At 75.0% G+C, this 26,461-nt stretch carries 26 protein-coding genes; 13 read left to right on the forward strand and 13 right to left on the reverse strand.

What is annotated here, in order from left to right; genetic code table 11:
• The first annotated feature begins 15 nt into the window (after positions 1–15).
• Positions 16–1,185 carry a hypothetical protein gene (locus tag DNK53_RS17400; protein ID WP_162599796.1) on the forward strand — a complete coding sequence of 390 codons (1,170 nt, stop codon included), beginning with the start codon at positions 16–18 and terminating at the stop codon, positions 1,183–1,185.
• Here DNK53_RS17400 and DNK53_RS05245 read toward each other — a convergent pair.
• Complete coding sequence (locus DNK53_RS05245; protein ID WP_110181170.1) at positions 1,130–2,323, reverse strand: pyridoxal phosphate-dependent aminotransferase; 1,194 nt, start codon at positions 2,321–2,323, stop codon at positions 1,130–1,132. The two genes, DNK53_RS17400 and DNK53_RS05245, sit on opposite strands and share 56 nt — an antisense overlap.
• Before the next feature lie 41 nt (positions 2,324–2,364).
• Between DNK53_RS05245 and pyrE the strand changes: the two genes are divergently transcribed.
• The 4 genes from pyrE to DNK53_RS05265 all read left to right on the forward strand — a co-directional run bounded on the left by pyrE (position 2,365) and on the right by DNK53_RS05265 (position 5,841).
• Entirely contained in the window at positions 2,365–2,943 is a 579-nt protein-coding gene (pyrE, locus tag DNK53_RS05250; RefSeq protein ID WP_204163741.1) for an orotate phosphoribosyltransferase, read from the forward strand.
• A 41-nt stretch (positions 2,944–2,984) separates the two neighbouring features.
• Positions 2,985–3,329, forward strand: coding sequence for a helix-turn-helix transcriptional regulator (locus tag DNK53_RS05255; protein WP_110181171.1), 345 nt, complete (start codon positions 2,985–2,987; stop codon positions 3,327–3,329).
• On the forward strand, positions 3,326–4,060 hold the full coding sequence (locus DNK53_RS05260) for a hypothetical protein (protein WP_110181172.1): 735 nt from the start codon (positions 3,326–3,328) through the stop codon (positions 4,058–4,060). Before DNK53_RS05255 ends, DNK53_RS05260 begins: the two co-directional genes overlap by 4 nt.
• A gap of 77 nt (positions 4,061–4,137) precedes the next feature.
• Complete coding sequence (locus DNK53_RS05265; protein ID WP_110181173.1) at positions 4,138–5,841, forward strand: sensor histidine kinase; 1,704 nt, start codon at positions 4,138–4,140, stop codon at positions 5,839–5,841.
• Here DNK53_RS05265 and DNK53_RS05270 read toward each other — a convergent pair.
• Positions 5,819–6,568, reverse strand: a complete 750-nt coding sequence (locus DNK53_RS05270; protein WP_239456358.1) for a DedA family protein — start codon at positions 6,566–6,568, stop codon at positions 5,819–5,821. The genes DNK53_RS05265 and DNK53_RS05270 overlap by 23 nt on opposite strands.
• Before the next feature lie 37 nt (positions 6,569–6,605).
• On the opposite strand from DNK53_RS05270, the gene DNK53_RS05275 reads away from it, so the two are divergent.
• Together DNK53_RS05275 and DNK53_RS05280 are read left to right on the forward strand one after the other, a co-directional pair.
• Positions 6,606–7,283, forward strand: coding sequence for a TrmH family RNA methyltransferase (locus DNK53_RS05275; protein WP_239456359.1), 678 nt, complete (start codon positions 6,606–6,608; stop codon positions 7,281–7,283).
• Between the two features lie 33 nt (positions 7,284–7,316).
• Complete coding sequence (locus DNK53_RS05280; protein WP_110181175.1) at positions 7,317–7,970, forward strand: YdeI/OmpD-associated family protein; 654 nt, start codon at positions 7,317–7,319, stop codon at positions 7,968–7,970.
• 24 nt (positions 7,971–7,994) lie between these two features.
• On the opposite strand, the gene DNK53_RS05285 is transcribed toward DNK53_RS05280, so the two are convergent.
• Together DNK53_RS05285 and DNK53_RS05290 are read right to left on the reverse strand one after the other, a co-directional pair.
• Positions 7,995–8,480: a SigE family RNA polymerase sigma factor gene (locus tag DNK53_RS05285; RefSeq protein ID WP_110181176.1), complete on the reverse strand. Its 486-nt coding sequence runs from the start codon at positions 8,478–8,480 to the stop codon at positions 7,995–7,997.
• Entirely contained in the window at positions 8,477–9,373 is an 897-nt protein-coding gene (locus DNK53_RS05290) for a hypothetical protein (protein WP_110181177.1), read from the reverse strand. Before DNK53_RS05290 ends, DNK53_RS05285 begins: the two co-directional genes overlap by 4 nt.
• A 166-nt stretch (positions 9,374–9,539) precedes the next feature.
• Between DNK53_RS05290 and fbaA the strand changes: the two genes are divergently transcribed.
• The gene (gene fbaA / locus DNK53_RS05295) at positions 9,540–10,574 is read left to right on the forward strand and encodes a class II fructose-bisphosphate aldolase (RefSeq protein WP_110181178.1); all 1,035 of its coding nucleotides are present in this window, start codon (positions 9,540–9,542) and stop codon (positions 10,572–10,574) included.
• Positions 10,575–10,629: 55 nt separating this feature from the next.
• Here the strand turns inward: fbaA and DNK53_RS05300 are convergent, their stop codons facing one another.
• The 6 genes from DNK53_RS05300 to DNK53_RS05325 form a co-directional block, all read right to left on the reverse strand.
• Complete coding sequence (locus DNK53_RS05300) at positions 10,630–11,901, reverse strand: hypothetical protein (RefSeq protein WP_110181179.1); 1,272 nt, start codon at positions 11,899–11,901, stop codon at positions 10,630–10,632.
• Between the two features lie 93 nt (positions 11,902–11,994).
• Positions 11,995–12,759, reverse strand: a complete 765-nt coding sequence (locus DNK53_RS05305; protein WP_110181180.1) for a YoaK family protein — start codon at positions 12,757–12,759, stop codon at positions 11,995–11,997.
• Positions 12,760–12,792: 33 nt separating this feature from the next.
• Positions 12,793–14,283 (reverse strand): DHA2 family efflux MFS transporter permease subunit, encoded by a 1,491-nt coding sequence (locus tag DNK53_RS05310; protein ID WP_110181181.1) that lies wholly within the window; start codon positions 14,281–14,283, stop codon positions 12,793–12,795.
• A gap of 75 nt (positions 14,284–14,358) precedes the next feature.
• A complete protein-coding gene (locus tag DNK53_RS05315) occupies positions 14,359–15,609 on the reverse strand; it encodes a hypothetical protein (RefSeq protein ID WP_110181182.1) in 1,251 nt (416 codons plus the stop codon).
• Between the two features lie 297 nt (positions 15,610–15,906).
• Positions 15,907–16,338, reverse strand: a complete 432-nt coding sequence (locus DNK53_RS05320) for a DUF3151 domain-containing protein (protein WP_110181183.1) — start codon at positions 16,336–16,338, stop codon at positions 15,907–15,909.
• A gap of 49 nt (positions 16,339–16,387) precedes the next feature.
• Positions 16,388–16,720, reverse strand: a complete 333-nt coding sequence (locus DNK53_RS05325; RefSeq protein WP_110181184.1) for a hypothetical protein — start codon at positions 16,718–16,720, stop codon at positions 16,388–16,390.
• A gap of 225 nt (positions 16,721–16,945) precedes the next feature.
• Between DNK53_RS05325 and DNK53_RS05330 the strand changes: the two genes are divergently transcribed.
• The gene (locus DNK53_RS05330) at positions 16,946–17,929 is read left to right on the forward strand and encodes a helix-turn-helix domain-containing protein (RefSeq protein WP_110181185.1); all 984 of its coding nucleotides are present in this window, start codon (positions 16,946–16,948) and stop codon (positions 17,927–17,929) included.
• A 9-nt stretch (positions 17,930–17,938) separates the two neighbouring features.
• On the opposite strand, the gene DNK53_RS05335 is transcribed toward DNK53_RS05330, so the two are convergent.
• Positions 17,939–18,850 carry a diacylglycerol/lipid kinase family protein gene (locus DNK53_RS05335; RefSeq protein WP_239456360.1) on the reverse strand — a complete coding sequence of 304 codons (912 nt, stop codon included), beginning with the start codon at positions 18,848–18,850 and terminating at the stop codon, positions 17,939–17,941.
• A 165-nt stretch (positions 18,851–19,015) separates the two neighbouring features.
• On the opposite strand from DNK53_RS05335, the gene DNK53_RS05340 reads away from it, so the two are divergent.
• Complete coding sequence (locus DNK53_RS05340; RefSeq protein ID WP_110181186.1) at positions 19,016–20,305, forward strand: adenylosuccinate synthase; 1,290 nt, start codon at positions 19,016–19,018, stop codon at positions 20,303–20,305.
• 44 nt (positions 20,306–20,349) lie between these two features.
• On the opposite strand, the gene DNK53_RS05345 is transcribed toward DNK53_RS05340, so the two are convergent.
• Both DNK53_RS05345 and DNK53_RS05350 read right to left on the reverse strand, forming a co-directional pair.
• Complete coding sequence (locus DNK53_RS05345) at positions 20,350–21,810, reverse strand: hypothetical protein (RefSeq protein WP_110181187.1); 1,461 nt, start codon at positions 21,808–21,810, stop codon at positions 20,350–20,352.
• Between the two features lie 95 nt (positions 21,811–21,905).
• Complete coding sequence (locus tag DNK53_RS05350; protein ID WP_110181188.1) at positions 21,906–22,541, reverse strand: TetR/AcrR family transcriptional regulator; 636 nt, start codon at positions 22,539–22,541, stop codon at positions 21,906–21,908.
• A 163-nt stretch (positions 22,542–22,704) separates the two neighbouring features.
• On the opposite strand from DNK53_RS05350, the gene DNK53_RS05355 reads away from it, so the two are divergent.
• The 3 genes from DNK53_RS05355 to purB all read left to right on the forward strand — a co-directional run bounded on the left by DNK53_RS05355 (position 22,705) and on the right by purB (position 26,396).
• Positions 22,705–23,541 carry an SDR family oxidoreductase gene (locus tag DNK53_RS05355; protein WP_110181189.1) on the forward strand — a complete coding sequence of 279 codons (837 nt, stop codon included), beginning with the start codon at positions 22,705–22,707 and terminating at the stop codon, positions 23,539–23,541.
• 66 nt (positions 23,542–23,607) lie between these two features.
• On the forward strand, positions 23,608–24,969 hold the full coding sequence (purD, locus tag DNK53_RS05360) for a phosphoribosylamine--glycine ligase (RefSeq protein ID WP_110181190.1): 1,362 nt from the start codon (positions 23,608–23,610) through the stop codon (positions 24,967–24,969).
• Positions 24,966–26,396 (forward strand): adenylosuccinate lyase, encoded by a 1,431-nt coding sequence (gene purB / locus DNK53_RS05365; protein WP_110181191.1) that lies wholly within the window; start codon positions 24,966–24,968, stop codon positions 26,394–26,396. The genes purD and purB overlap by 4 nt, the downstream gene beginning before the upstream one ends.
• Positions 26,397–26,461 lie beyond the last annotated feature (65 nt).

Genomic DNA, 26,461 nt, shown 5'->3' on the forward strand with positions numbered 1-26,461 from the left:
GGGACCATGGCTCCCGTGAGTGCCCCAGCCCATCCCCGCCCGCCCCAGGTCACCCTCGCCGGCTGGATGATCATCGTCGGCTCCCTGCTGGTGGTGGGCACCGTCTTCGAGGCCCTCTCCGGCCTGCGCTCGCTGGAGACGCGGGAGATGGTCGACGCCTTCCTCTCCGACGCCCCGGGCGACACCCTCGGCTGGGACCAGGAGACCGTGCTCGGCTTCCTGCGCGTCGCCTCGATGGTGACCGCCGGCTGCGCCACCGCCGCGGCCGTCCTCGGCTGGCACGCGCTGCGCCGGCACCGCGGCGCCCGGGTCGGGCTCACGGTGCTGGCCTTCCCGCTCTTCTTCGCCGGGGTGGTGACGGGCGGCTTCATGTCCTCGCTGGTCGCCGCCGCGTCCCTGATGCTCTGGCTCCAGCCCGCGCGGGACTGGTTCGACGGCAAGCCGTGGACCCCGCCCGGGAGCGCCCGGTCGAGCGACCGGGACGCCCGCCCCGACGCCCGCCCCGACGCCCGCCCCGACGCGGCGGGCTTCCCGCCCGTCCAGTCGCCCGGGCCGCACCCCGGGGAGCAGCCGGGCGTCGGGCCCGGCGCGCCGGACGCCGGGCCGCGACCGGTCCAGGGGTTCGGCGACCCCGCGGCGTACCCCGGGCAGCAGCCCTGGACCCAGCAGCCGGGCCAGCCCGGTCAGCAGTCGTGGGGGCTGCCGTCGCCGGCACCCCGCGGCCGCCGGCCGGAGCGGGTGCTCGCCGCCGCGCTGATCACCTGGGTCTTCGCCGGCCTCACCGTGCTCGTGACGGCCTTGGGGCTGCTCCTGGCGGCCGCCTCGCCCGACGAGCTGATGGCCGAGGCCGAGCGGCAGCAGCCCGGGCTCTTCGAGCAGGAAGGCGTCACCGAGGAGGTCCTGCTGACGAGCACCTTCCTCCTCGGCGGCCTCGTCCTCGTCTGGGCGCTCGCCGCGGTCGTCGCCGCGGTGCTGCTGGTGCGCGGCGTGCGCTGGTCGGGCACCCTGCTGCTGGTGCTCTCGGTCGGCGCCGCGGTGACCTGCTTCCTCACCGCGCTCTCCAGCGTCGTGATGGCCCTGCCGGGCTTCGCCGCCGTCCTCGTGGCGGTCATGGTGCGGCGACCCGATGTCAGGGGGTGGCTCGCAGCTCGGCCGCAGCGAGGCGGCGTACCCCCTCGCGGATGACGTCGGGCTGCTTGCAGAACGCCCACCGCACCAGGTGGCGCCCCTCGTCGGCGTCGTCGTAGAACGCCTGGCACGGGATCGCCACCACGCCGGCCAGCCCGGGGAGGGCCTCGCAGAAGGCCGTGGCGTCGGCCCACCCGAGGTGGGCGACGTCGGTGAGCGCGAAGTAGGTGCCCTCGGGGGTGTACGCCGTCAGGCCGGCCTCGCCGAGGCCGGTGACGAGCAGGTCGCGGCGGCGCTCGAGCGAGTCGCGCAGCTGCGCCGGCCACCCGCGCTCGGCGTCGAGCGCGTGGGCGACCGCCGGTTGCAGCGGCGCCCCGGAGGTGAAGGTGAGCCACTGCTTCGCGCCGAGCAGGGCGCCCACCAGGTCGGCGGGGCCGGTCGCCCAGCCCACCTTCCAGCCGGTGAAGGACCAGCTCTTGCCGACGCTGGAGAGGGTGAGCGTCCGCTCCCGCATGCCCGGCAGGGTCGCCAGCGGGACGTGCTCGTGCCCGGTGAAGACGAGGTGCTCGTAGACCTCGTCGGTCACGACGACGAGGTCGTGCTCGACCGCGACCTCGGCGACCACCGCGAGCTCCTCGCGGGTCAGCACGGTGCCGGTGGGGTTGTGGGGGGTGTTGAGGAGCAGGACTTTGGTGCGGGGGCCGACCGCCGCGCGCAGCGCCGCCTCGTCGAGCCGGAAGTCGGGGGCGCGGAGGGTGACCGGACGGCGTACCCCGCCCGCCATCTGGATCATCGCGAGGTAGGAGTCGTAGTAGGGCTCGAGCACCGCCACCTCGTCGCCCGGGTCGACGAGGCCGAGCAGCGCCGCGGCGATCCCCTCCGTGGCGCCGGTGGTGACCACCACCTCCGTGTCGGGGTCGAGGTCGATCCCGTAGTGCCGCTGCTGGTGGCGGGCGACCGCCTCGCGCAGCTCGGGCACCCCGGGGCCGGGGGCGTACTGGTTGCAGCCTTCCGCAAGCGCCTGGCGCGCCGCCTCCACCACGGAGGCGGGCCCGTCCTCGTCGGGGAACCCCTGCCCGAGGTTGAGCGCGCCGGTCAGCGTGGCCAGCGCCGACATCCGGGTGAAGATCGTGGGCGGGATGCCGTCGAGTCGCCGCGCCTGTCGCCCGGCCTGCCGTCTCGCGTCCGCAGCCATGCCTGCGAGGGTAGCCCGGCGCCAGTGGGAGGATCGGGGCCATGAGCGACGCGACCCCCGCCCCCGCGACCCCCGCCCCCGCGACCTCCCCGGTGGCCGACCCCGGCCTGGCCGCCGACATCGACGCCACCTGCCGGCTGACAGGCGAGTTCACGCTGCGGTCGGGCCAGCAGGCGACGGAGTACTTCGACAAGTACCTCTTCGAGGCCCAGCCCGCGCTCCTGGCCCGGGTGGCCGAGCAGATGGTCGCGCTGCTGCCCGAGGGCACCGAGCTGCTCGGGGGGCTCGAGCTCGGCGGCGTCCCGATCGCCACGATGGTCAGCGCCCGCACCGGCCTGCCCGCCCTCTTCGTCCGCAAGAAGGCGAAGGAGTACGGCACCTGCAAGCTCGCCGAGGGTCCCGACGTGGCCGGCCGACGCGTCACGCTGATCGAGGACGTCATCACCACGGGGGGCGCGGTCCGCGACGCGACGCGGGAGCTCCGGGCCGCCGGCGCGATCGTCGAGGTCGTCGTCTGCGCCATCGACCGCTCGCCCGAGGGCGAGAACCCCCTCGCAGAGGTCGGGCTCGAGGTGCGCCCCGTGCTCACCAAGGCCCAGCTGGACGCCGTGGCGGGGTGAACCCACTAGACAGGCTCACTAGTTAGTGACACGATCTAGCGGTGCCCACGACCTCCTGGCCCAGTGACTGGACCCGCGCCGCGCTGACGCTGTGCGTGCTCCGGGTGCTGGCCGAGGGGCCGACGTACGGGTACGCCGTGGCCTCGCGGCTGGAGGCTGCCGGTCTCGGGGCCGTCAAGGGCGGGACCCTCTACCCGCTGCTCGGTCGGCTGGAGACCGCCGGCTGGGTCGAGGTCGAGTGGCGCGCCGGGGAGGGCGGGCCGGGGCGCAAGTACTTCGCGCTCACCGCCTCTGGCGCCGACGAGCTCGCGCGCCAGCGACAGGCCTGGACCGACTTCACCCGCATGGTGGCCGACCACCTGCACGCACCCGGAGGGGACCGATGACCCACGACCTGCAGCAGGACCACGAGCGCTGGCTCGACGAGCTGACCCTCGAGCTGAGGCTGCTCGACGTCGACGGCCGCATGATCGGGGACGCCGTGGCCACGGCCCGGGAGTTCCTCGTCGACGCTGGGGTGCCGGCGCGGGAGACGTTCGGCTCCCCACGCGCGTACGCCGCCCGGCTCGGCCTCGAGCCCACTCCCGAGAAGCACGCGGCGCTGCGCCGCACGGTGACGTTCGCCGCGGTCGACGTCCTCGGCTTCCTCGCGTTCGCCTTCACCGGTGGGGCGGCCTGGCGCGGCGAGCGGTTCGAGGTCGACGCCGGTGCGCTGGTGCTGGTGGGGGTGGTGCTGGCGCTGGTCGCGGCGACGCCGCGGCTGCTGCCCACGGTGCTCCGCGCGGCGCCGTGGAAGATCGGCGCCGGCTTCGCGACGCTGCTGGCCCTCCAGGTCGGGGTGCTGCTGCTCCTCGGCGACGTCGCCCTCTTCTCGATCCCGGCGTGGCCGGTGGCGGCCGTCGGGCTCCTGGTCGTCAGCGGGTCGGTCGTGCGGGCGTGGCTCGAACGGGACGAGCTCGCCGACCCCGTGGTCGAGCCGCTCGTCAGCGGCGACGGCGGCCCGTCGCGGCCGGCCGGCGTCCGGGGGCGCGAGCACCTGCTCGTGGTGCTCCCGCAGGTCGTCAGCTTCGTGGCTGCCTGGGCGTTCGTCCTGCTCGACGTGCTGACCGGGGGCTGACCGGGGCTGACGGGCAGCCGGACTTTCCGCGGGTCGCGGACAGGCGGATCCTCCCGTGCCTAGGATCACGGCAGCGGGTGGAGAAGACGCCCGGCGACAGCGAGGTGCGTCCGATGACGGTGACGGGTTCGGTGCCGTCGACGCTGCGCACGTCCTCCCTCGCCTGGCAGGCCCCGACCCTCCTGCTCGCCCTCCTGCTGATCGAGATGGCGGTGCTGGGCGGCGCCCTCGACCGGCTCTCGTCGACGACCCTCCTCTGCCTCGGCCTGGTCGCCGTCGGGTCGCTCCTCGCCTGGTCCGACCACCGTGGTCGGCTCGCGCCGCCCTGGCGGGTGGTCGTCCCGCTGCTCTCCCTCGCCGCCGTGGTGCCGCTCGCCGTCGCCCTCGCGACGAGCATGCCTGCCGCGCTGCTGCTCGGGGCGGTGCCGGCGCTCTGGCTGATCTTCGAGTTCGGCCGCGCGGGCACCGTCATCGCCGTCCTGGCGATCGCGGGGCTGCTGGGTCTCGTCTACCTCCTCGGGGACGCCCCGCCGGGTGAGTCGCCCTTGTGGCTGCACCACCTCCCGGTCGCCGTGGCCTGCGCGGGCGTCGTGCTGGGTGCCCACCAGGTGGCGGCCGGCCTGACCCGCCGCGAGGTCGCGCTCCTCGAGCAGACCCGCAGGCTGGCGGAGACGCTCGCCCGCTCGGAGGACCAGCTCCTCATCCTGCGCGGGATCCTGGAGAGCGTCGACGCGGTCGTCGTGGCGTACGACGACGCGGGGGCGCTGCTGGTCGACAACCCCACCGCGCGGGCGCTGGCCCGGCGCTCGGGGATCGAGACCGACGGCCGGATCCCCGGCACGCTGCACATGTACCACGAGGACCGGGTCACCCCCGTCGACCCGGAGGTCATCCCGCTGCGCAGGGTCCACGACGGGCAGGAGCTGGTCGGCGAGACGCTGTGGTTCGGCCCGCCGGGCGACCAGGTGGCGATCCTGCTCTACGGGCACCAGATCTTCCGCGAGTGCCCGCAGGGCCGGGAGCGCTACGGCTACGTGATCGTGGGCTGGGACGTCACCGACGTGCTCGAGGCGCTCCGGGTGCGCGACGAGTTCCTCACCACCGTCTCGCACGAGCTGCGCACGCCGCTCACCTCGATCATGGGCTACCACGAGCTGATGGAGGACGCCCTCGGCGCCGAGGAGGAGCGGGACCCCGTCGCCCGCCGGGTCGCGGGGATGCTCCGGGTGGCCCAGCGCAACGCCACCGTCCTGCTGAACCGGGTCGGCCAGCTGCTCCAGGCCTCGGGGTCGTCGCCCGAGGAGGTGTGCCTCGACGAGCAGGACGTCGACGTCTCGCTCCTGGTGGCGACCGCGCTGGCCAAGCACCGGTCGGCCGCCGCCACCGTCGGGGTCGCCTTCCACGAGGAGGTCCGCCCCGGCCTGCGCGCCCGGCTCGACCCCGGCGCCTGGGAGCAGGTGGTCGACAACCTGGTCTCCAACGCGGTGAAGTTCACCCCGGCGGGCGGTGAGGTCACCGTCGCCCTCGAGCCCGACGCGGGGGAGGTCCTGCTGACCGTCGCGGACACCGGGATGGGGATGAGCGGGATCGAGCAGCGCCGCGCCTTCGAGCGGTTCTACCGCACCGCGGCGGCGAACGAGGCGGCCATCCAGGGGCTCGGGGTGGGGCTCTCGGTCGTCAGGGCGGTCGTCGACGCGCACGCGGGCTCGATCGCCATGACCTCAGAGCCCGGGAGCGGGACCACCGTGGAGGTGCGGGTCAGTCGACTTCCTGGCCCATGATGTCGCGGTCGGGGCCGCCGTCCTGCGGGCCGATCTCGGCGCCCGGGGTGTTGACCCGCTTGTGCCGCCACCACTCCCAGGCGATCGGGATGAGCGAGAAGGCGATGATCGCGATGATCGCCTTGTCGATGTTCTCGCCGAGCGCGGGGAAGGCGGTGCCGAGGAAGTAGCCGAGCAGGGTGATGCTGACGACCCACAGCACGGCACCGACCGCGCTCCAGGTGAAGAACCGGCGGCGGTCCATCAGGGTCACGCCGGCCACCACGGTGATGTAGGTGCGGACGAACGGCACGAACCGGCCGATCACCAGCGCCTTGTTGCCGTGCTTGTCGAAGAAGGCCTGCGTCTGGTCGAAGTACTTGCGCTTGAGGATCCGGCCGTCGGGGCGGTTGTAGAGGGGTGTCCCGATCTTGCGGCCGATCTCGTAGCCGGCGACGTTGCCCAGGAAGCCCGCGAGCGCGAAGAGGCCGAGGGCGATCAGCAGCTCGAGGAAGGTCCCGCCGGGGAAGAGGTCGATCTTCTCGCCGGCGATGAAGAGGCCCATCGCGAAGAGCAGGCTGTCGCCGGGCAGGAACGGGAAGAAGAGCCCGCACTCGACGAAGATGATGGCGATGCTGAGCCAGAAGAGCTCGGCCCCGAACCGGTCGAGCAGCCAGTTGGGGTCCATCCAGTCCATCCCCAGCAGCAGGGGGTGGAGGAGCAGCTGCAGGTCCAGGAGCACGGTCACGCGCGCCACCCTAACCGGCTCCGCCTACCCTGCCCCCATGCACGACGAGGGGCGAGCGCCCTACGACCCCATGCCCCACGGGCCCGCCGAGGTGGGCGTCGGACCGTGGGCGGGGGAGTGGCCGACGGACGCCCGGTACGACCCCGAGCTGCTCGCCCACGGCGACCGGCGCAACGTCGTCGACCGCTACCGCTACTGGACGGTCGAGGCGATCGTCGCCGACCTCGACACCCGCCGCCACGACTTCCACGTGGCGATCGAGAACTGGCAGCACGACTTCAACATCGGCACGATCGTGCGGACCGCCAACGCCTTCCTCGCCGCCGAGGTGCACGTCGTCGGGCGGAAGCGCTGGAACCGCCGCGGCGCCATGGTCACCGACCGCTACCAGCACGTGCGGCACCACGAGGACGCCGCCGCGCTGGCGGCGTACCTGCACGCGCTGCCGGAGCCGGTGCGGCTCCTGGGGATCGACAACCTGCCGGGCTCGGAGCACCTGGAGACGATGACCCTCCCCCGCCGGGTCTGCTTCCTCTTCGGCCAAGAGGGGCCCGGCCTCTCCGAGGGGGCGCGGGAGGCCTGCGACGGCACCTTCTCGATCGCGCAGTTCGGCTCCACCCGGTCGATCAACGCCAGCGCCGCGGCGGCGATCGCGATGCACGGCTGGGTGGTCGCCCACGCCGACCTCGGCAGCGCCGACGCCTGGCGGGGGTGACGGCTGTCGGCGCCCGGCCCTAGCGTGGCTCCCATGACCGGAACCCCCGGCGGGACCCCCGAGAAGCCGGCCCTCTTCTTCACCGGGCCCGACGAGTTCCGCGCCTGGCTGGAGGAGCACCACGCGACGGCGACCGAGCTGTGGATGGGGCTGCGCCGCAAGGCCCTCCCCGACCACGGGCTCACGTGGGCCGAGGCCGTCCCCGAGGCGCTCTGCTTCGGCTGGATCGACTCGGTCTCCCAGCGGATCGACGACGAGACCCGCCGCCAGCGGTGGACGCCCCGGCGGCCGGGGAGCAACTGGAGCAAGGTCAACGTCGCGCACGTCGAGCGGCTGCTCGCCGAGGGCCGGATGCACCCGGCCGGCCTGGCGGCCTTCGAGGCTCGGCGCGAGGACCGCACCGGCGTCTACTCCTTCGAGGGGGGTCGCGACGACCAGCTCCCCGAGGAGCTGCACGCGAGGCTGGCGGAGCAGCCGGTGGCCGCCGCCTTCTGGGCGGGGGCGACCGCCTCCTACCGTCGCGCGGTCGTGCACTGGGTGGTCTCGGCGAAGCGCGAGCCGACCCGCGACAAGCGGCTGGCCGAGCTTCTCGACTGCTGCTCGCGGGGCGTGCTCGTGGGCTTCCAGCGGTACGGCGACGAGCCGGCGTGGGCGCGTCGGGTGCGGGCCGAACTGGGGCTGGAGTGAGCCGGCCGAGGGGCGAGCGGCGGCTCAGGTGCGGGTGAGCGCGGCCTCGAGCGCCTGCAGTCCGCGGGAGGAGTGGCTCTTCACGGTGCCCTCGCTGATGCCGAGCTCGTCGGCGGCCTCCCGGACCGAGAGCCCGAGCCAGTGCCGGAGCACCACGACCCGGCGCTGCTGGAGGGGCAGCGCGTGCAGGGCGGCGACCAACTCGTCGCGCTCCTCGGGCGGCAGGCCGGCTGGCGCGGCGGGGTCGTGGCCGTCGAGACCCGGCCGTTCCCGCCGGTGCGGGCGACGGGTCTCGTCGATGTGGGCCCGCACGAGGATCCGGCGCGTGTAGGCCTCCTCCCGCCCGTCGCGGCGCACCCGGGGCCACGCGACGTAGAGCTTGACCAGCGCGGTCTGGAGCAGGTCGTCGGCCTGGTGCCAGTCGCCGCAGATCGCGTAGGCGACGCGGCGCAGGTGCGGGCCGCGCGCCGCGACGAACTCGACGTACTCCTCCTCGCGACGAGCGGTCACCGGAGGCCCTCCCCAGAGACGTAGGCCTCGCGGGCCTGGGTGACGAGCTGGTCGAGGGTGCGACCGTTCGGCGGCCCGCCGTCGATCACGTCGACCTTCCCGTGCTCGACCTCGCGGAGCAGCACGAAGGTCCGCTCGCCGTCGACCTCGACGATCCCGGCGCCGGTGGGGGTGCCGGGCGGGGCGAAGCTCTCGGGCAGGCCGGGGGAGGAGACCTGCTCGACGACCTTCAGCCGTGCCTCGAGCGCGACCAGCGTGCCGCCCACGAGCACCACGGGGATGTCGGCGGAGCCCGGGGCGTGCTGCACGAACCCCTCGTCGAGACCGCCGGTCCCGACCTGGTCGTCGACCCAGGCGGCGAAGTCCGCCCAGCCGCGGGAGGGCTCTGACCACATGTCGCTGCTGTACGTGCCGCCCTCGGGGGTGGGCATCAGCGCCAGGATGAACCAGCCGCGCTCGCCCTGCACCGTGGCGTCGAGGGCGACGGAGTCGTGCGGCAGTCCGGTCGCGTAGGGGTCGTCGATCCGCTCGTGGACGGTCGCGTCCGGGCGCAGCACCAGCTCATCGCCGACGTAGCGCCCGACCTCCCGCTCGCCCCAGCGCAGCGAGGCGGGGTCGACGGACGGCGACTCGGCCTCGGTGGGTGCCGGGTCCACGACCTCGGTGGGCGAGCCCGCCGGGTCGACCCGTTCGCCGTCCGCGCCCAGCCGGGGTCCGCCGGAGGCCCACCCGGCGCCGAGCACCCCGACGACCGCGAGGGCGGCCGCGCCGGTGGCGAGCCGGCGTCGGAACAGGGCGCGACGCCCGGCGGCGAGCGTCGGCCCGAGCGCGGGCATGGGGGGCTCGGGCCCGAAGTCCAGGTCGAGGGTCTCGAGGGTGCGGCGCTGTTCCATGCCTCTCCTACGCGGCCGGTCCCGGTGAGGTTGTCACACCCGGCCGCCGTCCTTGGGCGGGCTGCCCGTCGGAGCAGGGGACGACTAGGCTGGCGCCGACGTCCGCGAAGACCAGCGTGCGACCAGCGCCGGACCGCGCCCCGCACCCCACCGAGGAGCCAAGCAGATGCCCATCGCCACCCCTGAGCGCTACGCCGAGATGCTCGACGCCGCGAAGTCCCAGGGCTTCGCCTTCCCCGCCATCAACGTGTCGTCCTCGCAGACGCTGAACGCCGCCCTCAAGGGGTTCGCCGACGCCGGCTCCGACGGGATCATCCAGATCTCCACCGGCGGCGCGGAGTACCTCTCCGGCCCGTCGGTCAAGAACATGGTCACCGGCTCGGTGGCCTTCGCGGCGTACGCCGCCGAGGTGGCGAAGAACTACCCGGTCAACATCGCGCTGCACACCGACCACTGCCCCAAGGACAAGCTCGACGGCTTCGTCCGCCCGCTGCTCGACATCTCCGCCGAGCGCGTCGCCCGCGGCGAGGCGCCGCTCTTCCAGTCGCACATGTGGGACGGCTCCGCGGTCCCGCTGGAGGAGAACCTGCAGATCGCCGAGGAGCTGCTCGCCAAGTGCGCCGCGGCGAAGATCATCCTCGAGGTCGAGATCGGCGTCGTCGGCGGCGAGGAGGACGGGGTCGCCAACGAGATCAACGAGCAGCTGTACACGACCCCGGAGGACGCGCTGGCCACCGTGCGGGCGCTCGGGGTCGGCGAGCAGGGCCGCTACATGACGGCGCTGACCTTCGGCAACGTGCACGGCGTCTACAAGCCGGGCAACGTCAAGCTCCGCCCCGAGATCCTCAAGGCCGCCCAGGAGGCCGTGGTCTCCGAGCTGGGCCTCGAGGCCGGCTCCAAGCCGTTCGACCTGGTCTTCCACGGCGGCTCGGGCTCGACCGCCGAGGAGATCGGCGCGGCGGTCGACTACGGCGTGGTGAAGATGAACGTCGACACCGACACCCAGTACGCGTTCTCCCGCCCGGTCGCCGCCCACATGTTCCAGCACTACGACGGCGTCCTGAAGATCGACGGCGAGGTCGGCAACAAGAAGCAGTACGACCCGCGCGCCTGGGGCAAGGCGGCGGAGGCCGGGATGGCCGAGCGGATCGTCGAGGCCTGCCAGAACCTCCGCTCCGCAGGCACCACGCTGGGCGCCTGAGCCCGCACCGCAGCACGCGCGACGCCCTCCGGGTCTCCCGGGGGGCGTCAGCGCGTCAGCGGGGGTAGGCGCTCAGCTGGAGCTGCGGGTAGGGGTTCCGCGAGGTCGCCAGCACGACCACCCGGTCGCGGGCCGCGTCGACGAGCACCTCCTGGGCGTCCAGCCGGCGCTCGGTGCCCCGCCACTCGGGCGTGCCGCCCCACGTGAGGCCGAGCAGCCGCCGGTGGGGGAGGTAGAGGCGTCGGTGCCCGGGGTCGAGCGTGAGCGTCGTGCCGCCGACCCGCCCGGCTAGGTCGAAACGGCGCAGGGTCCGGCCGCGTGGCCGCAGGACCCGCACCTGCGTCCCGCGGCGGGTCATGAGGGCGACGACGACCCGTCGCCGCTGCTCGTCGACGGCGAGGTCCTGGAGGCCGAAGGGCGCCCGCCAGGCCCGGTCGGTCCGCAGCCGCCCTCGGGTCGTCCAGCCGAGCAGCGTGGCGCGCCCGCCGCGTGCGCCGCCCACGAGGACGCGCCTGCCGACCGGGTCGACGACCAGGTCGGTCACGGTCGCGTCACGGTCGCGGTGCCGCCTGGCCGCCTCCCACAGCCGCCTCCCGACCTCGGGGTAGGCCAGCAGGACCGTCTGCGAGCCCTTCCCGGGGACCACGTGGGCGCCCGCGACGTACCAGGTGTTCCGCTCGGCGTCCACGGCCAGGCCGGTGGGGCCGGCGGTCAGCCCGCGGTGCTGGAAGGTGCGGACGGTCGTGGCGGCGCCCTCCCGGTCGAAGCAGGCGAGGGACCAGGTGGCACGGGCCCCCCGCCCGACCCGGCTGTTCCAGTCCGACGAGGCGAGGCACGTCGTGCCCGTCGACGGGTTGGTCGCGAGCCCGGTGACGTCGCCCGTGGCGCCGGGCCGTGCCGACCACCGGACGGTGCCGTCGAGGCCGACCGCGTGGAGCCTTCCCTGGGTCGCGACCACGACCTGCCCGCCTCCGGGCGCACTGGCGTCCAGGGCCATCTCGGTGGCCGACGAGGTGTGGTCGCCGAGCCCCACCTCCCAGACCGTCTCGCCGGTGTCGCCGTCGGTACGCCGGACCCGGGTGCGCGCGGTCGGCTGCGAGACGTCGTGGAAGTGGGTGAGCACGTCGCCGGTCGCCGGGTCGAGCACCGCGCCGTCGTGGAACCCCGTGTCGGGCGCGTGCTGGACGCCCGGGAGGTCGGCACGCCACAGCGGCGCGCGCTCCTCGGGCGCGGCCCGCTCCGCCGAGGCAGGTGGGCCGGCGAGGGGGACGGCCAGCAGGGCGGGGACGAGCCCCAGGACGAGGGCGGACGACCTGGACCGACGCACGAGCGACCTCCGTGGGTGCGGCCGCGGGCCGAGCCCCGCGGCGACTGGGGGGGATCGTCCCCCGGTCGCGGGTCGGGAAACCCCGGGCGAGGATCATCCTGCGGGTCGGGACCGGCCGCGCTGGTGGCGGCGTACGTCGGCCGCCACCGGCCCGGCGGCGGCCACGAGGAGGACCAGGGCGAGCGGGACCAGGGCCCCGAACCCGATCTCGAGGTAGCCCAGCGCCCCGAGGAGCCCGCCGACGAAGAAGAGGCCGACCAGCAGCGACAGCATCCCCAGCCGACCGGGCTCGGGGACCACCGGGGGCAGGCCCCGCGTGCGGGAGACGTAGGCCAGCTTCCCCAGCTCGATGCCGATGTCGGTGACCATGCCGGTGACGTGGGTGGTGCGGATCTGGGCGCCGGAGATCTTGGTGATGATCGCGTTCTGCATGCCCATGGTGAAGCAGAGGACGCCGACGAAGACCAGCTCGCGGTGCCGCCAGGTGAGCTCCTCGGCGAGGAGGCCGAAGAGCAGGACCAGCAGCGCCTCCAGCACGAGCACGTTGGCGTAGCGGCCGCGCAGGTCGCGCCGCCGTCCCCAGTTGAAGAGCAGCGCACAGGCGGCAGCACCGGCGACGAACGCGGTGACCCCGAGCAGCCCGGTGAGCACGACCACGGCGCCGCCGAGCACGAGGTGGTCGGCCACGCTGGCCGTCAGGCCGGTCATGTGCGAGGTGTAGACCGAGACGGCGACGAAGCCGACCGAGTTGAGCACCCCGGCGTTGAGGGCGAGCAGCGCGGCGAGCTGGAGGTTGTGCCGGGGGGAGCGCACGGGTCCGGCGACGGTGAGCAGGTAGCGCCTCATCCGGTCCCTCACGCCCCGAGTGTCGCAGGCGTCGACGCCCGGGGCTCAGCGCTCGTGCTTCATCCCCTCGAACGCGGCGGCGCAGAGCAGGCCCAGCAGGAGGACCGCGGGGATCACCAGGAGCGACTCGGCCATCGCCCGGCTGAACGGCTCCCACGCCTCCTCCGGCAGGGTGCCGGACGCCATCGCGGTCTCGGCGGAGCCGACGCCGCCGCCCAGGCCGGCCGCGGCGAGGCGGGACTCCATCAGCACCGCGACCACCGCGGAGCCGAGGACCGCGCCGACCTGTCGCGTGGCGTTGTAGACCCCCGAGCCGGCGCCGGCCTGCGACAGCGGGAGGTTGCGGTTGGCGGTCGTGCTCAGCACCGACCAGAGGAAGGCGCTGCCGATCCCCAGCAGGAAGAGGGGGAGCAGGAGCTGCCAGACGGGGGTGCGGGGCCCGAGGAGCGCGTAGGCCGCGACCAGGGCCGTGCCCATCGCGACGAAACCGAACGACGTGAGCACCCGCGGGTGGACCCGGTCGGTGAGGCGCCCCACGGGTCGGGCCAGCAGGATCGAGCTCACGGCGAGCGGCACCATCAGCAGCCCCGACTGGGTCGGGGACCAGCCGCGCACCACCTGGGCGTAGAGCATCAGCGGGAAGCCCAGCGCGGTGAACCCGAAGCCGACGGTCGCGATGGCGACGTTGGCCAGCGAGAAGTTGCGGTCGCGGAAGAGCGCCAGCGGGACCAGCGGCTCCCTTCGGTTGCGCGCCTGCCACCAGACGAAGGCGGCGAGCACGACCAGGCCGCCGACGATCAGCCGCCACACGGTGAAGGGGCCGGCGATGGTGCCCCAGTCGTACTGCTGCCCCTCCTGGATGCCGAAGACCAGCAGGAACATGCCGACGCCGCTGAGCGCCACGCCCAGCCAGTCGAACCGGTGCGGGTGCGTCTCCAGCACGGGGACCAGCCGCCAGGCGAGCACGAACGCGACGACCCCGACCGGGATGTTGACGAAGAAGATCCACTCCCACCCCGCGGCGTCCACGAGCACGCCGCCCAGGCTCGGGCCGACCAGGGTGGCGACCCCCGCGGTGGCGCCCCACAGCGCCATCGCGCTGCCGCGCCGCTGCGGCGGGAAGATCCGGGTGATCACTGCCATCGTCTGCGGCGTCATCAGGGAGGCACCCAGGCCCTGCGCCACACGGGCCAGCACCAGCCCGGTGATCGTGCCGGTCAGGCCGCACCACAGGGACGCGAGGGTGAAGACCACCAGCCCGGTCAGGTAGACCCGCCGGGGTCCGTAGCGGTCGCCGAGCCGGCCGGTGATCAGCACCGGGACGGCGTAGGCGAGCAGGTAGGCGCTGGTGACCCAGACGACCGCCGTGACGTCGGCCCGCAGGTCGTCCATGATCGCGGGCGTCGCGACCGTCACGATCGTGGTGTCGACCAGGATCATGAAGAAGCCCAGGCAGAGCGCCCACAGGGCGGGCCACGGGTTCTCCGGGAGCGTGCCCGCCGGGGTCGCCGGGGGAGCCGCCGCGGGGGGAGGCATGGGAGTGTTCTGGCTCACCGACCGATCATCCCTCCGGACGCCAGAGCGGGGAGGTCCCGGGACGGTCCCGCCCGGTCAGAGGCGCCAGGCGGTCAGGTGCGCCGCGGGCCACTCCTCCTCCTGCCACGCCGCCAGCAGGCGCCCCCGCCCTGCGTCGAGGAGGAGGTCGAGGCCGAAGTAGGCGCGGGAGGGGCTGCCGCCCCAGGCGCGGGAGCCGGTCCACCGGTACGCCGCCACGTCGCCGCCGGAGGCCAGGACCTGCCGGCGCGCGTCGTCGACCACGAGGTCGAGGTCGTCGAGGCCCCCGCGGCCGTGGCGCTTCGTCCAGCGCGGGCGGAGGCCGGGCCGCAGGTCGGCCACCGCGCCACCACGCCTCGCGAAGACCGACGCCACGACGTAGTGACGGCCGTCCGCGGAGACGCCGAGGTCGGTGATGGTGTCGACGTTCCTGCCGCGCCACGTGCGCTGGGCGTGGCGGCGTCCGTGGCTGTTCCACACGGTGAGGGTCGTGCTGTTCGCCCGGTTGCCGCCGTGCACCGCGGTGCCCAGCAGGACGCGTCCGCGGGCCGGGTCGACCGTGAGGGCGCCGACCGAGCCGAAGCGGCGGCCGGACCAGGAGAGGGTGCGCTGCCACCGGGTGCGACCCCGCCGGTCGAGCGCCTGCAGCTCGACGGTGCTGCCCTGGCCGCGGACCTCGCGGCTCGCCGCGGCGTACCAGCGGCCCCGGGTCGGGTCGACCGCCAGGAACAGCTCCTCCTGCTGGGTGACGCCCGTGCGGCGGAACGAGCGCTGCGCCACCGGCTCGCCGTCCCGCCCCACGCAGGCGAACGACCAGCGCTGCGTCCGGCGCCCGCCGACCGCGGGCCCGGCCTTGGCCACGGTCGTGGCGCAGGTGGTGCCGCTGGCCGGGTCGGTCACCTGCTCCTGCACGTGGCCGAGCTCGACGAGGTCGCGGCTCCAGCGCTCCGCGCCGTCGAGCCCGAGGGCGCGCAGCCGCAGGAGGCGCTTCCCGCCGACGGTCACCGGGTGGGAGAGGAGGAGCTGGCCGCCGTCGGCGTCGAGGGTGAGCTGCGAGTACGGCGACGCCGGCTGCGGCAGCTCCCACTCGGTCGCGCCGGTCTCGCCGTCCACCCGGCGCAGCTGGTGGTCGTCGTGGACCTCGCTGTTCTCGCCGAGCGCGAAGACGTCGCCCGAGGCGGGATCGAGCACGGCGTCGACGAGCTGGACGTCGGCTTCGTAGGGGTCGCCCTTCGCCTCCCACGACGACTGCCAGGCCGGCTCCGGCAGGGGCGACGACGCCGACGCCGCCGCGCCCGCCGGGGCCACGACGGGCGAGGCCAGCCCGGTCAGCAGCCCGGTCGCCAGCGCGGTGCTCAGCGCCGCGACGGTCGGGCCCCGGGGCCGGTACGAGTGGTCGGTCGAGCGCGTCTCATGCGTCCCCCTGGGTGGTGTCCGCCGGTGACGTGCCTGCCGGTCGGACGTGCGGTGCGGTCATGGGTGTGACGCCTCGGCGCCCGGCTTTGTTGTGCCCTGCTCCGCCGCGCTCAACCCTGTCGCGCTCACCTGTCGCGCTCACCTGCCGCGCTCGACCCTGTCGCGCTCGACCGACGCCCGAGCGGTGGCTCAGCCGGCGCCCAGGAGGGCGTCGTAGGCGGCCGGGCTGGAGTCGCGCAGGAACTCCGAGCACCGCTCCCACTCGTCGGTCTCGCCGATGGCGCGGGCCGAGAGGGCGAGCAGCGCGAGGCAGCGCAGGAAGCCGCGGTTGGGCTCGTGCTCCCACGGCACGGGGCCGTGGCCCTTCCACCCGTTGCGGCGCAGCATGTCGAGGGAGCGGTGGTAGCCCACCCGGGAGTAGGCGTAGACCGTCACGTCGTCGGCCCCGGCGTCGCGCGCCTGCTCGGCCATCGCGGCCCAAGCGAAGGGGGAGGCGGGGTGGCTGCGGACGGCCGAGGCCGGGGCGTCGCCGGATGCGAGCCCGGCGGCGGCGGGGTCCTCCGGGAGTCGGGTGGGCGGGGGACCGGCCATCAGGTCCTGGCGGGGGAGGTCAGCGTTCATGGGGCCAGCCTGTCACGCGGCCCCGACAGCCCCGGTCGGGGTCGGGAGGTCAGCGGCCGGCGTCGTCGGAGAGCAGCAGCGCCACGGTCAGGCCGCCGCAGACCAGCAGCACGACGAGGATGATCGTCCAGGCCCGGCCCCGGGTGATCGGCTCCTGGCGCACCGCCACCGCGGTGGCGACGCCCAGCGCGAGGCCGCCCGAGACCACGGTGCCGACCCGGAGCGCGGGCGGCGCGCCCTCGCCGACGAGCCCCATGAGGGCACCGACCCCGGCGACCGTCAGCGCGAGCCGCAGCATCACCCAGCGGGCGACGTCCTCGGCGATGAGCGCGACCGTCCAGCCGACGCTGCCGGCGTCCTCCTGCGGGTCCTGCGACGACATGGTCGAGCACGCTACCGGGCGCACGCCGGCGCCGGAATCGTCCCCTGCTCGATTCCGACGTCCCCCGACGGATCCCCCGGCACGTGTGACGGCCCGGCTCCCCCCGGATGCCGGGCCTCCGCGGGCTGATCCCCATGAGCCGCGTGGGCCGATTGTGGCAAGCAGGGACGGGCGGGAACGGGGCAGTTCCTGCCAATGGCAGGAAAAGGTCACTAGGCTGCGTGGATGGCCGACGGACCGCTGGACCGGACCCTCGCGGGCGCCCTGCACATGACCCCCGCGATGGTCCGGCTCTACCAGCAGCTGCGCGCCGCCGACGGCGCACCGCTCGACGTGGTCGCCCGGAGCCTCGGACGCAGCCCGGAGGGGCTGACCGCGGAGGTCGCCCCGCTCGTCGAGCAGGGGGCGGTCCGGCTCGTCGAGGGCGTGGTCCGCGTCTCCGAGCCGCGGGAGGCCCTGGCGGGGCTGCTGCGGCAGGAGAGCCGGGCGCTGACCGAGGCCGCCGCCCGGCTCGACCGGCTGGTGCAGGCGATCCCGACCGCGCCGCTCGGCCGCCCGCGCCAGGTGACGCCCGGGCGGGAGTGGGTGGACGGCGAGGTCGTGGTGGGCGCCTCGGTCCCGTCGCTGCTGGTGCCGTGGATCGAGGAGAGCACCGGGGACGTCCTCATCCTGCGGCCCGACCAGTGGATGCTCCCGACCGAGCCGGTGATGTTCGCCGCGGTCGCCCGCGCGCTCCACCAGGGTCGGGCGGTGCGGACGATCTATCCCGTGCGGGCGCTCCAGGAGGTGCCGCAGGTGCTGACGGCCCGGGTGGCCGCCGGGGAGCAGGTGCGCGTCCTCCCCGAGGTGCCGACCCGGCTGGCGGTGGTGGGCCGGGACCGGGCGCTCTTCCCGGACCCTCCGGGGATCTCCAACGACCGGCGGATCGTCATGCGGCACGGGGCGGTCGTCGAGCTGCTGGTGGCCTACTTCGACGCGCTGTGGGAGAAGGCCGTGCCGCTGCCCGCGCTGGCCCGCGGCACCCGGCAGGCCGGGCGACGGCTGCTGCTGGCCGAGCTGGCGGCGGGCTCCCGCGACGAGCAGATCGCCCGCACGCTGGGGCTCAGCCTGCGCACCGTGCGCCGCCGGATCGCCGAGGTGATGATCGAGCTCGGCGCCGACACCCGCTTCCAGGCCGGGGTCGAGGCGGCCCGTCGCGGCTGGCTGTGACCGCGGCCGTCAGGGCAGGATCATCGAGTACGCCGCGCGCTCCAGGCGCCACGTGCGGCTCCGCTCGGGCCCGTAGATCTCGCCGTCGGCGGAGGCGTAGAACTCCTCGCCCGAGACGGTGACGACCTTGCCGCGGACGTAGGTGACGTCCTCGTGCTCGCGGTGCCGGCCGCGCAGCAGCTGGGCGACGTACGTCAGCTTCTCGCCCGGGCCCACGGCGGCGGAGACCATGACGTCGACCAGGCCGTCCTCGGCGTCGGCGTCGGGGGTGAGCTCGGTGCCGCCGCCCACGGAGGTGCCGTTGCCGACCGCCACCATGAGGACGGGCCGGTCGAAGTCGTTGACCACCCGGCCGTCGACCTCGACCCGCAGCCGCAGCGACGGCGGCATCACGGCGGCCTGCAGGGCGCCGACGGGGTAGCCCAGCTTGCCGAGGTTGACCTTGCCCTTGCCGATCGAGCCCAGCCGCTGCTTCCACCGGGCGCCGCGGCGGCTGGCCTGGGCGCCGGCGCCGACGTGGACCTGGTTGACCACCACGCCGCCGACCTCGTCGACGAGCAGGTCGACGGGGCGGGGGCGCCCGGAGACGAGGACCTCGGCGGCCTCCCGCGGGTCGAGCGGGACCTCCATCGCGCGGGCGAAGTCGTTGCCGGTGCCGAGCGGGATCAGCCCCAGCACCTTGCCCTGCAGCTCGTTGCGGCGGTGCAGCACGGAGACCACCGCGTGCAGGCTGCCGTCGCCCCCGGCGACCACGACCGGTCGGGAGCCGGCGCGGTGCAGGACGCCGTCGAGCTCGCCGGGGTTGGCGGTGGCCGTCACCTCGACCGACGCGCGCCCCTCCAGCACGCCGAGCGCGGCGTCGAGCGCCTCCTGGTCGGCCGCGCCGGCCCCGGAGTTGGTGATCACGAGGAACGAGTCCATGCGCCGGACAGTAGCCGAGCGCACCGACGCTCCCCGTGGAGTCGTCGTCACCCCGGGACCATTGGTAGGGTCCTGCCGCAAGAGCTCCGGTGCGCTTGTGCCGGAGCTGTTTCTTTTCGTGCGGGGCGGCACGCGCCGCCGGCACGTCGACACGAGGGGGCTGCGATGCCCGCGATCATCATCCTGGGCGCCCAGTGGGGCGACGAGGGCAAGGGCAAGGCCACCGACCTGCTGGCCGCCACCACCGACAACATCGACTTCGTGGTCCGCACCAGCGGCGGCCACAACGCCGGCCACACGATCGTGGTCGACGGCGAGAAGTTCGCCACCCACCTGCTGCCGAGCGGGATCCTCACGCCGGGCGCCACCTGCGTGATCGCCAACGGCGTGGTGGTCTCGCCCGAGGCGCTCTTCCGCGAGCTCGACAGCCTGCTGGAGCGCGGCGTCGAGCCGGCGCCCCTGGTGGTCAGCGCCAACGCGCACGTCATCGCGTCGTACCACTCGACGATCGACAAGGTCACCGAGCGGTTCCTGGGCCGCAACAAGATCGGCACCACCGGCCGCGGCATCGGCCCGGCCTACGCCGACAAGGTCAACCGGCTCGGCATCCGGGTCGCCGACCTCTTCGACGAGAAGATCCTCACCCAGAAGGTCGAGGGCGCCCTCGACACCCGCAACCACCTGCTCACCAAGGTCTACAACCGGCGGGCGATCGAGGTCGAGGCGGTCGTCGAGGAGCTCACGTCGTACGCCGACCGGCTGCGGCCGATGGTCGCCGACACCTCGCTGCTGCTCAACCGGGCGCTGGACGCCGGCAAGACCGTGCTCTTCGAGGGCGCGCAGGCGACGATGCTCGACGTCGACCACGGCACCTACCCCTTCGTCACCTCCTCCAACCCGGTCGCCGGCGGCGTCTGCGTGGGCGCCGGCATCGGCCCCGGCCGGGTCGACCGCGTCATCGGCGTGATCAAGGCCTACACGACCCGCGTCGGCTCCGGCCCCTTCCCGACCGAGCTCTTCGACGAGGACGGCGAGCGCCTCTGGCGGGTCGGCGGCGAGGTCGGGGTCTCGACCGGCCGCGACCGCCGCTGCGGCTGGTACGACGCCGTGGTCGCCCGCTACGCCACCCGGGTCAACGGGCTCACCGACCTCTTCCTCACCAAGCTCGACGTGCTGTCGGGCTGGGAGAAGGTGCCGGTCTGCGTGGCCTACGAGATCGACGGCGTCCGGCACGACGAGATGCCGATGACGCAGACCGAGTTCCACCACGCCAAGCCGGTCTACGAGTACCTCGACGGCTGGGGCGAGGACATCTCCGGCTGCCGCACGGTCGACGACCTGCCGGTCAACGCGCAGCGCTACGTCACCGCGCTGGAGGAGATGAGCGGCACCAGGATCTGGGCCGTCGGCGTCGGCCCGGGCCGCGAGCAGACGGTCGTCGTCCACCCCGACTGACGGCCTCCCGCCGACGAAGCCGGTGAGAGGTCGGGGCGGCGCGGTCAGCGCGCCGCCCGGACTCCCTCGTCCCACGCGCGGCGCACCTCGGCGGCGACGTCCTCGAGCACGCTGGCCTCGGTGACCCGCGGGCCCGCGGGACCGGCCTCGACCTTCCAGTCGGTCGAGGCCGAGCGCCCGGTCGGGCCGGTCACCTCGAGCGCGAGGTGGTAGCCGGTCGAGGCGCCGCGGTGCTCCGCCACCACGCGGGCCATCTCGCTCACCCACGGGCCCAGCGGCGGCGCGGCGGAGGTCTGGCCGCCGACCCGCACCGACAGGGAGACGAACGGCGGGCGGTCGCGGCGCTGCGACACCCGCAGTCGCGTCCTCCCCGGCGTCGCGTCCTGCAGGCGGGCGCCGAGGGCCAGGAGCGAGTCGTCGCCGTCGCGGGTCATCTCGGCCTCGGCGCGGCCGTCCGCCGTCACCAGGTCGAGGGCGTCGAAGGCGGGACCCACCTCGCGCGCCCGGGCCAGCACGGCCCGGCCGGCCTCGAGCCCGACCCCCGCGGCGAGGTGGACCCGCAGGTCGCCGACGCCGTTCTCCACCCGGCCCACCTCGGGCATCCGGTCGAGGGTCGCGGCGAGCGTGCCGCGCCGGCCGCGGGTCACGGGGTCCGTCCGGGAGACCTCCACCAGGTCGTCGGTCACCACGACCTCGACGGGCAGGTCGGGGTCCCCGGGCAGCGCCCGGAGCGCGGTCCGGGCGGCCTCGACCTCGCTGCTCCGCGCGACGCCGACGACGAGGGCGTGCCCGACGACAGCGATGCCGGTGAGGGCCGGGGCCGAGCCGGTCCGGGTGAGCTCCTCCAGCGCCAGGGCCCGGTCGAGCTGCCCGTCGGGGAGCTCCCCGACGACCGAGAGGCGGCGGGCTCCGTGGCGGTCCCTCCGCTCCGGGTCCACGACCTCCAGGGAGCGCGCGGGCAGCGCCGAGGTGGCCTCCCACGTCGACCGGCCCACGGCCCAGAACGCGCCGGGGTCGGCGGGGACCAGGTCGAGGTGCTGCTGGTCGACGCGCGCGGCGACCGTCAACCGCTGCACCTCGGGCGCCGCCGCCGCCCACGCCAGCACCTCGGCCAGCGGCCGCTCGGCCGACTCGGGCGAGTGCTCGCTCACCTCGGCCCCGACCCGGTCGCCGAGGGTGAGCACCACGTCGTCGGCGGAGAGGTCGAACGCGCCCTCGAGCGCGGCGGCGACCTCGTCGGCGTCGGCGGAGGCGGTCAGGTCGACCTCCACGGTGCAGGAGAGCTCGTGGCACTCCGAGCGCGCGTCCACCACCCACGGCATGTCGGCGAAGGTCTCCTCGACGTCGCCGGAGAGGAAGACCGATCCGCAGCCGGTGAGCGCGGCCGCGGTCGCGAGCGCGAGCAGGGCCCCGGCCAGGGTGCGGCCCGCGCGGCTGACGTCCGGGCGGGTGACGCGCGGACGGGCAGGGTGGGCGTGGCACTGGGCGTGGCACTGGGGGTGCATGGGGCGCGAGTATGTCGGGCCCCGGGGGAGGGGGCGGGACCGTCTCGCCCCGCAGTGCCGCAGCGCCCCGCAGCACCCCGAGGCTCGGCGGAGCGTCAGGACCGTCGCTGGGCGGCCATCACGAGGTCGCTCCCGAGGTCGACGAGGTCGTGGCGGCCGAGCTCGAGCTCGCCGGTCAGCCACGAGGCCAGCACCTCGGCGAAGCCGGCCGCGAAGTGGAGGCCGTGCAGCCGGGCCCGCTCCGGGGGCCAGGCGCCGTCGCCGAAGATCCGCTGGCCCTGGTCGCCGACCAGCTCGGCGAACCCGGCCAGCAGCTGGTGGCGGCGGGCCCGCAGCGCCGCGTTGGCGGTCGACTCCACGGTGGCCACCCGGCCCTTCGTCGGCGAGTCGGCGACCAGGTCGACGACGGCGGCGACGGCGGCCCGCACCTGCGCCTCGGGGTGGGCCCCGGGCCGGTCGGCGTCGAGGGCGTCCAGGGCAGCCAGCGCGACCTCGGTGATCTCGGTGGCGACCGCGTCGAGGGCGGCGACGAGCGCCTCGTCGCGGTGGGCGAAGGACTCGTAGAAGTAGCGCTCGGTGAGGCCTGCCTCGGCGCAGATGGCGGTCATCGTGGTGCCCGACTCGCCCGCCCGCGCCAGCACCTCCACGGTCGCCGCGACCAGCCGGACCCGCCGGGCGGCCGCCCGCTCCGAGGCCGACCGGCCCCGGTAGCTGCGCTCGGACCCGCTCACGCGCGCCATCCTGCCCGAGCCGCCCCGCGGAGTGGGGACCCGGAGGTCCCGGGTCCCGCGGCGGAGCGGGACGTCTCGCGGCCACGGGCCGCCGATTGACAGTGACCCGGGTCACCTTCGAAACTGACAGAGTCGTCTGTCAGATCGCGTCAGGAGCTCCCGCATGCCCGCACCCTCCAGCCCGGCCCGCAGCTCTGAGTTCCTCGAGGGGAAGGTCGTCGCCGTCACGGGCGGCGCGCGCGGCATCGGCGCGGCCACGGCGCGGCTCGCCCGGGCGGCCGGAGCCGACGTCGTGATCGGCGACCGCGACATCTCGCCGCTGCAGCAGGCGGCCCGCGAGCTCGGGGTGCGCTGGCACCCGCTCGACGTCACCTCGCCGTCGGACTGGGCGGCCTTCGTCGAGGCCGCCGGCGAGATCGACGTGCTGGTCAACAACGCGGGGATCATGCCGGTGGGGGAGTTCCTCGCCGAGGACCCCGCGGTCACCCGCCAGATCTTCGAGGTCAACACCTTCGGCGTCATGCACGGCACCCGGGCGGTCGCGCCCGGGATGGTCGCGCGCGGCCGCGGCCACGTCGTCAACATCGCCTCGGCCGTGGGCCGGGTCGCGCTGCCGCACGGGGCGTCGTACTCCGCCTCCAAGCACGCCGTCGTCGGCTTCACCGAGGCGATGCGCGCCGAGCTCGCCCCCGCCGGGGTCGAGGTCTCGATGGTGCTGCCGGTGATCGTGAACACGACGCTGGGCGCGGGCGTGGCGCGGACCCGCGGGGTGCCGACGCTCGAGCCCGAGCAGGTGGCCGAGGTGGTCGTCGACGTGCTCCGGCGCCCGGTCCCCGAGGCGTGGGCGCCGCGCTGGGGGCAGCCCGTCACCAAGGTCTCGCAGGCGCTGCCGCGCCGGTTCCAGTCGGTCGCCCGACGCCTCATGGGGGCCGACGACGTGCTGACGCACGCCGACGCCGGGGTGCGCTCGGCGTACGAGGCCGAGGCCCGCCGCGGCTGACCGCGGGACGGCCACCCCTCGTCCGGCGGGCGCCGGCCCCGTCGCCGCGCCGTAGACTCGTCGCACGTGAAGACCCTCGTGATCGGGACCGGCGGCCGTGAGCACGCCCTCGCCCTGGCCCTCGCCCGCGACCCGGCCGTCACCGAGGTGCACGCCGCCCCCGGCAACCCCGGCATCGCGGCGGTCGCCACCCTGCACCCCGTCGACCCGATGGCCGGCGAGGCGGTCGCCGACCTGGCCGAGCGGCTCGGCGTCGACCTGGTCGTCGTCGGCCCCGAGGCCCCGCTCGTCGCGGGCGTCGCCGACGCGGTCACCGCGCGGGGGATCGCCTGCTTCGGGCCGGGCCGCGAGGCCGCCCGGCTGGAGGGGTCGAAGGCCTTCTCCAAGGAGGTGATGGCCGCCGCCGGGGTGCCGACCGCGCGCTCGCGCGCCTGCACGACCCCCGAGGAGGCCGCGGCCGCGCTGGACGCCTTCGGGGCGCCGTACGTCGTCAAGGACGACGCGCTCGCGGCCGGCAAGGGCGTCGTGGTCACCCGCGACCGGGTCGAGGCGCTGACCCACGCGGCCGCCTGCGGACGGGTCGTGGTCGAGGAGTTCCTCGACGGCCCCGAGGTCTCCCTCTTCGCCGTCTGCGACGGGACCACCGCGCACCCGCTCCAGCCGGCCCAGGACTTCAAGCGGATCTTCGACGGCGGCCTCGGCCCCAACACGGGCGGGATGGGCTCCTACTCGCCGCTGCCGTGGGCTCCCGCCGACCTCGCCGCGACGGTGATGGCGCAGGTCGTGCAGCCGACGCTCGACGAGATGGCGCGCCGCGGGACGCCGTACCGCGGCTGCCTCTACGTCGGCCTCGCGCTCACCGCCGACGGGCCGCGGGTGATCGAGTTCAACTGCCGCTTCGGCGACCCCGACGTCCAGCCGGTGCTGGCGCTGCTCGACTCCGGCCTCGGCGCGCTCCTGCTCGCCGCCGCGCGCGGCGAGCTCGCGCAGGTGGCGCCGCCGCGCTTCCGCGCGGGCGCGGCCGTGAGCGTCGTGATGGCCTCGGCCGGATACCCCGAGTCGTCCTCCACCGGCGACCCGATCGTGGGCGTCGAGACCCTCGACGACGACCCCGACGTCGACGTCGTCCACGCCGGCACCGCGCGCCGGGTCAACGAGGCCGGCGCCGACGAGCTCGTGACGGCCGGCGGCCGGGTGCTCGCCGTCCGCGCGGTCGGCGCGTCCGTGGCCGACGCCCGCGCCAAGGCCTTCGAGGGGATCGCCGCGATCTCCTTCCCCGGCGCCCAGTGGCGCCGCGACATCGCCGCCGAGCCCCTCGGCGTGGTCGAGGGCGCCGCGGCGCTCGCGCCCGCCCCCACCGACCCCCCGAGCGCGGCGCCCGCCGCCCCGAGCGCCGCACCCGCCGGCGACCAGCAGGAGAACCGATGACCGTCCCCAACGTCCTGGCCACCCGCTACGCCGGGGCCGACCTCGCCGCCATCTGGTCGCCCGCGCACAAGATCGTCCTCGAGCGGCAGCTGTGGGTCGCGGTGCTGAAGGCGCAGCGCGACCTCGGCATCGCCGTCCCCGACGGCGTCGTCGAGGCCTACGAGGAGGTCGTCGCCCGCGGGGCCGACGGCGTCGACCTCGCCTCGATCGCCGAGCGGGAGCGGGTCACCCGCCACGACGTGAAGGCGCGGATCGAGGAGTTCTGCGCGCTCGCCGGCCACGAGCACATCCACAAGGGGATGACCTCGCGCGACCTCACCGAAAACGTCGAGCAGCTCCAGCTGCGGCAGTCCCTCGAGCTGCTCCGCGACCGCGCCGTCGCGACGCTCGCCCGCCTCGCCCGGCTCGCCGCCGAGCACGAGGCCACCGTGATGGCCGGCCGCTCCCACAACGTCGCCGCCCAGGCCACGACGCTCGGGAAGCGGTTCGCCACCGTCGCCGACGAGCTGCTGATCGGCGTTCAGCGGGTCGAGGAGCTGCTGGCCCGCTACCCGCTGCGCGGGATCAAGGGCCCGATGGGCACCGCCCAGGACATGCTCGACCTGCTCGACGGCGACGCCGCCAAGCTGCAGCAGCTCGAGGAGCGGGTCGCCGCCCACCTCGGCTTCGACCACGTGCTGACCAGCGTCGGCCAGGTCTACCCGCGGTCGCTGGACTTCGACGTCCTCTCCGCGGTCGTGCAGCTCGTCGCCGCCCCCTCCAACCTCGCCACCACGATCCGGCTGATGGCCGGCCTCGAGCTCGTCACCGAGGGGTTCAAGGAGGGCCAGGTCGGCTCCTCGGCGATGCCGCACAAGATGAACACCCGCTCCTGCGAGCGGGTCAACGGGCTGGCCGTGGTCACCCGCGGCTACCTCTCGATGGTCGGCGAGCTCGCCGGCGACCAGTGGAACGAGGGCGACGTCTCCTGCTCCGTCGTCCGCCGGGTCGCGCTGCCCGACGCCTTCTTCGCCGCCGACGGCCTCTTCCAGACCTTCCTCACCGTGCTCGACGAGTTCGGCGCCTTCCCCGCGGTGATCCAGCGCGAGCTGGACCGCTACCTGCCCTTCCTGGCCACCACCAAGGTGCTGATGGCCGCCGTCCGCGCCGGCGTGGGCCGCGAGGTCGGTCACGAGGCGATCAAGGAGGCCGCCGTCGGGGTCGCCCTCGACATGCGTCAGGGCCAGGTCGAGAACGACGTCTTCGACCGCCTCGCCGCCGACCCGCGCCTCGGGCTCTCCCGCGAGCAGATCGACGGCCTCGTCGCCGACCCGATCGAGTTCACCGGCGCCGCCGTCGCCCAGACCCAGGAGGTCTGCCGCCGCGTCGCCGCCCTCGTCGAGCGGCACCCCGCCGCCGCGGCGTACAGCCCCGGCTCGATCCTGTAGGGGGTCCCGCGGGATCCCCGCTCAGGCGGGGATCGCTGAGCTTCGTGGGGCGTGCAAGCCCCGCC

The organism is Nocardioides solisilvae (assembly GCF_003194625.1).
GTDB lineage: Bacteria > Actinomycetota > Actinomycetes > Propionibacteriales > Nocardioidaceae > Nocardioides > Nocardioides solisilvae.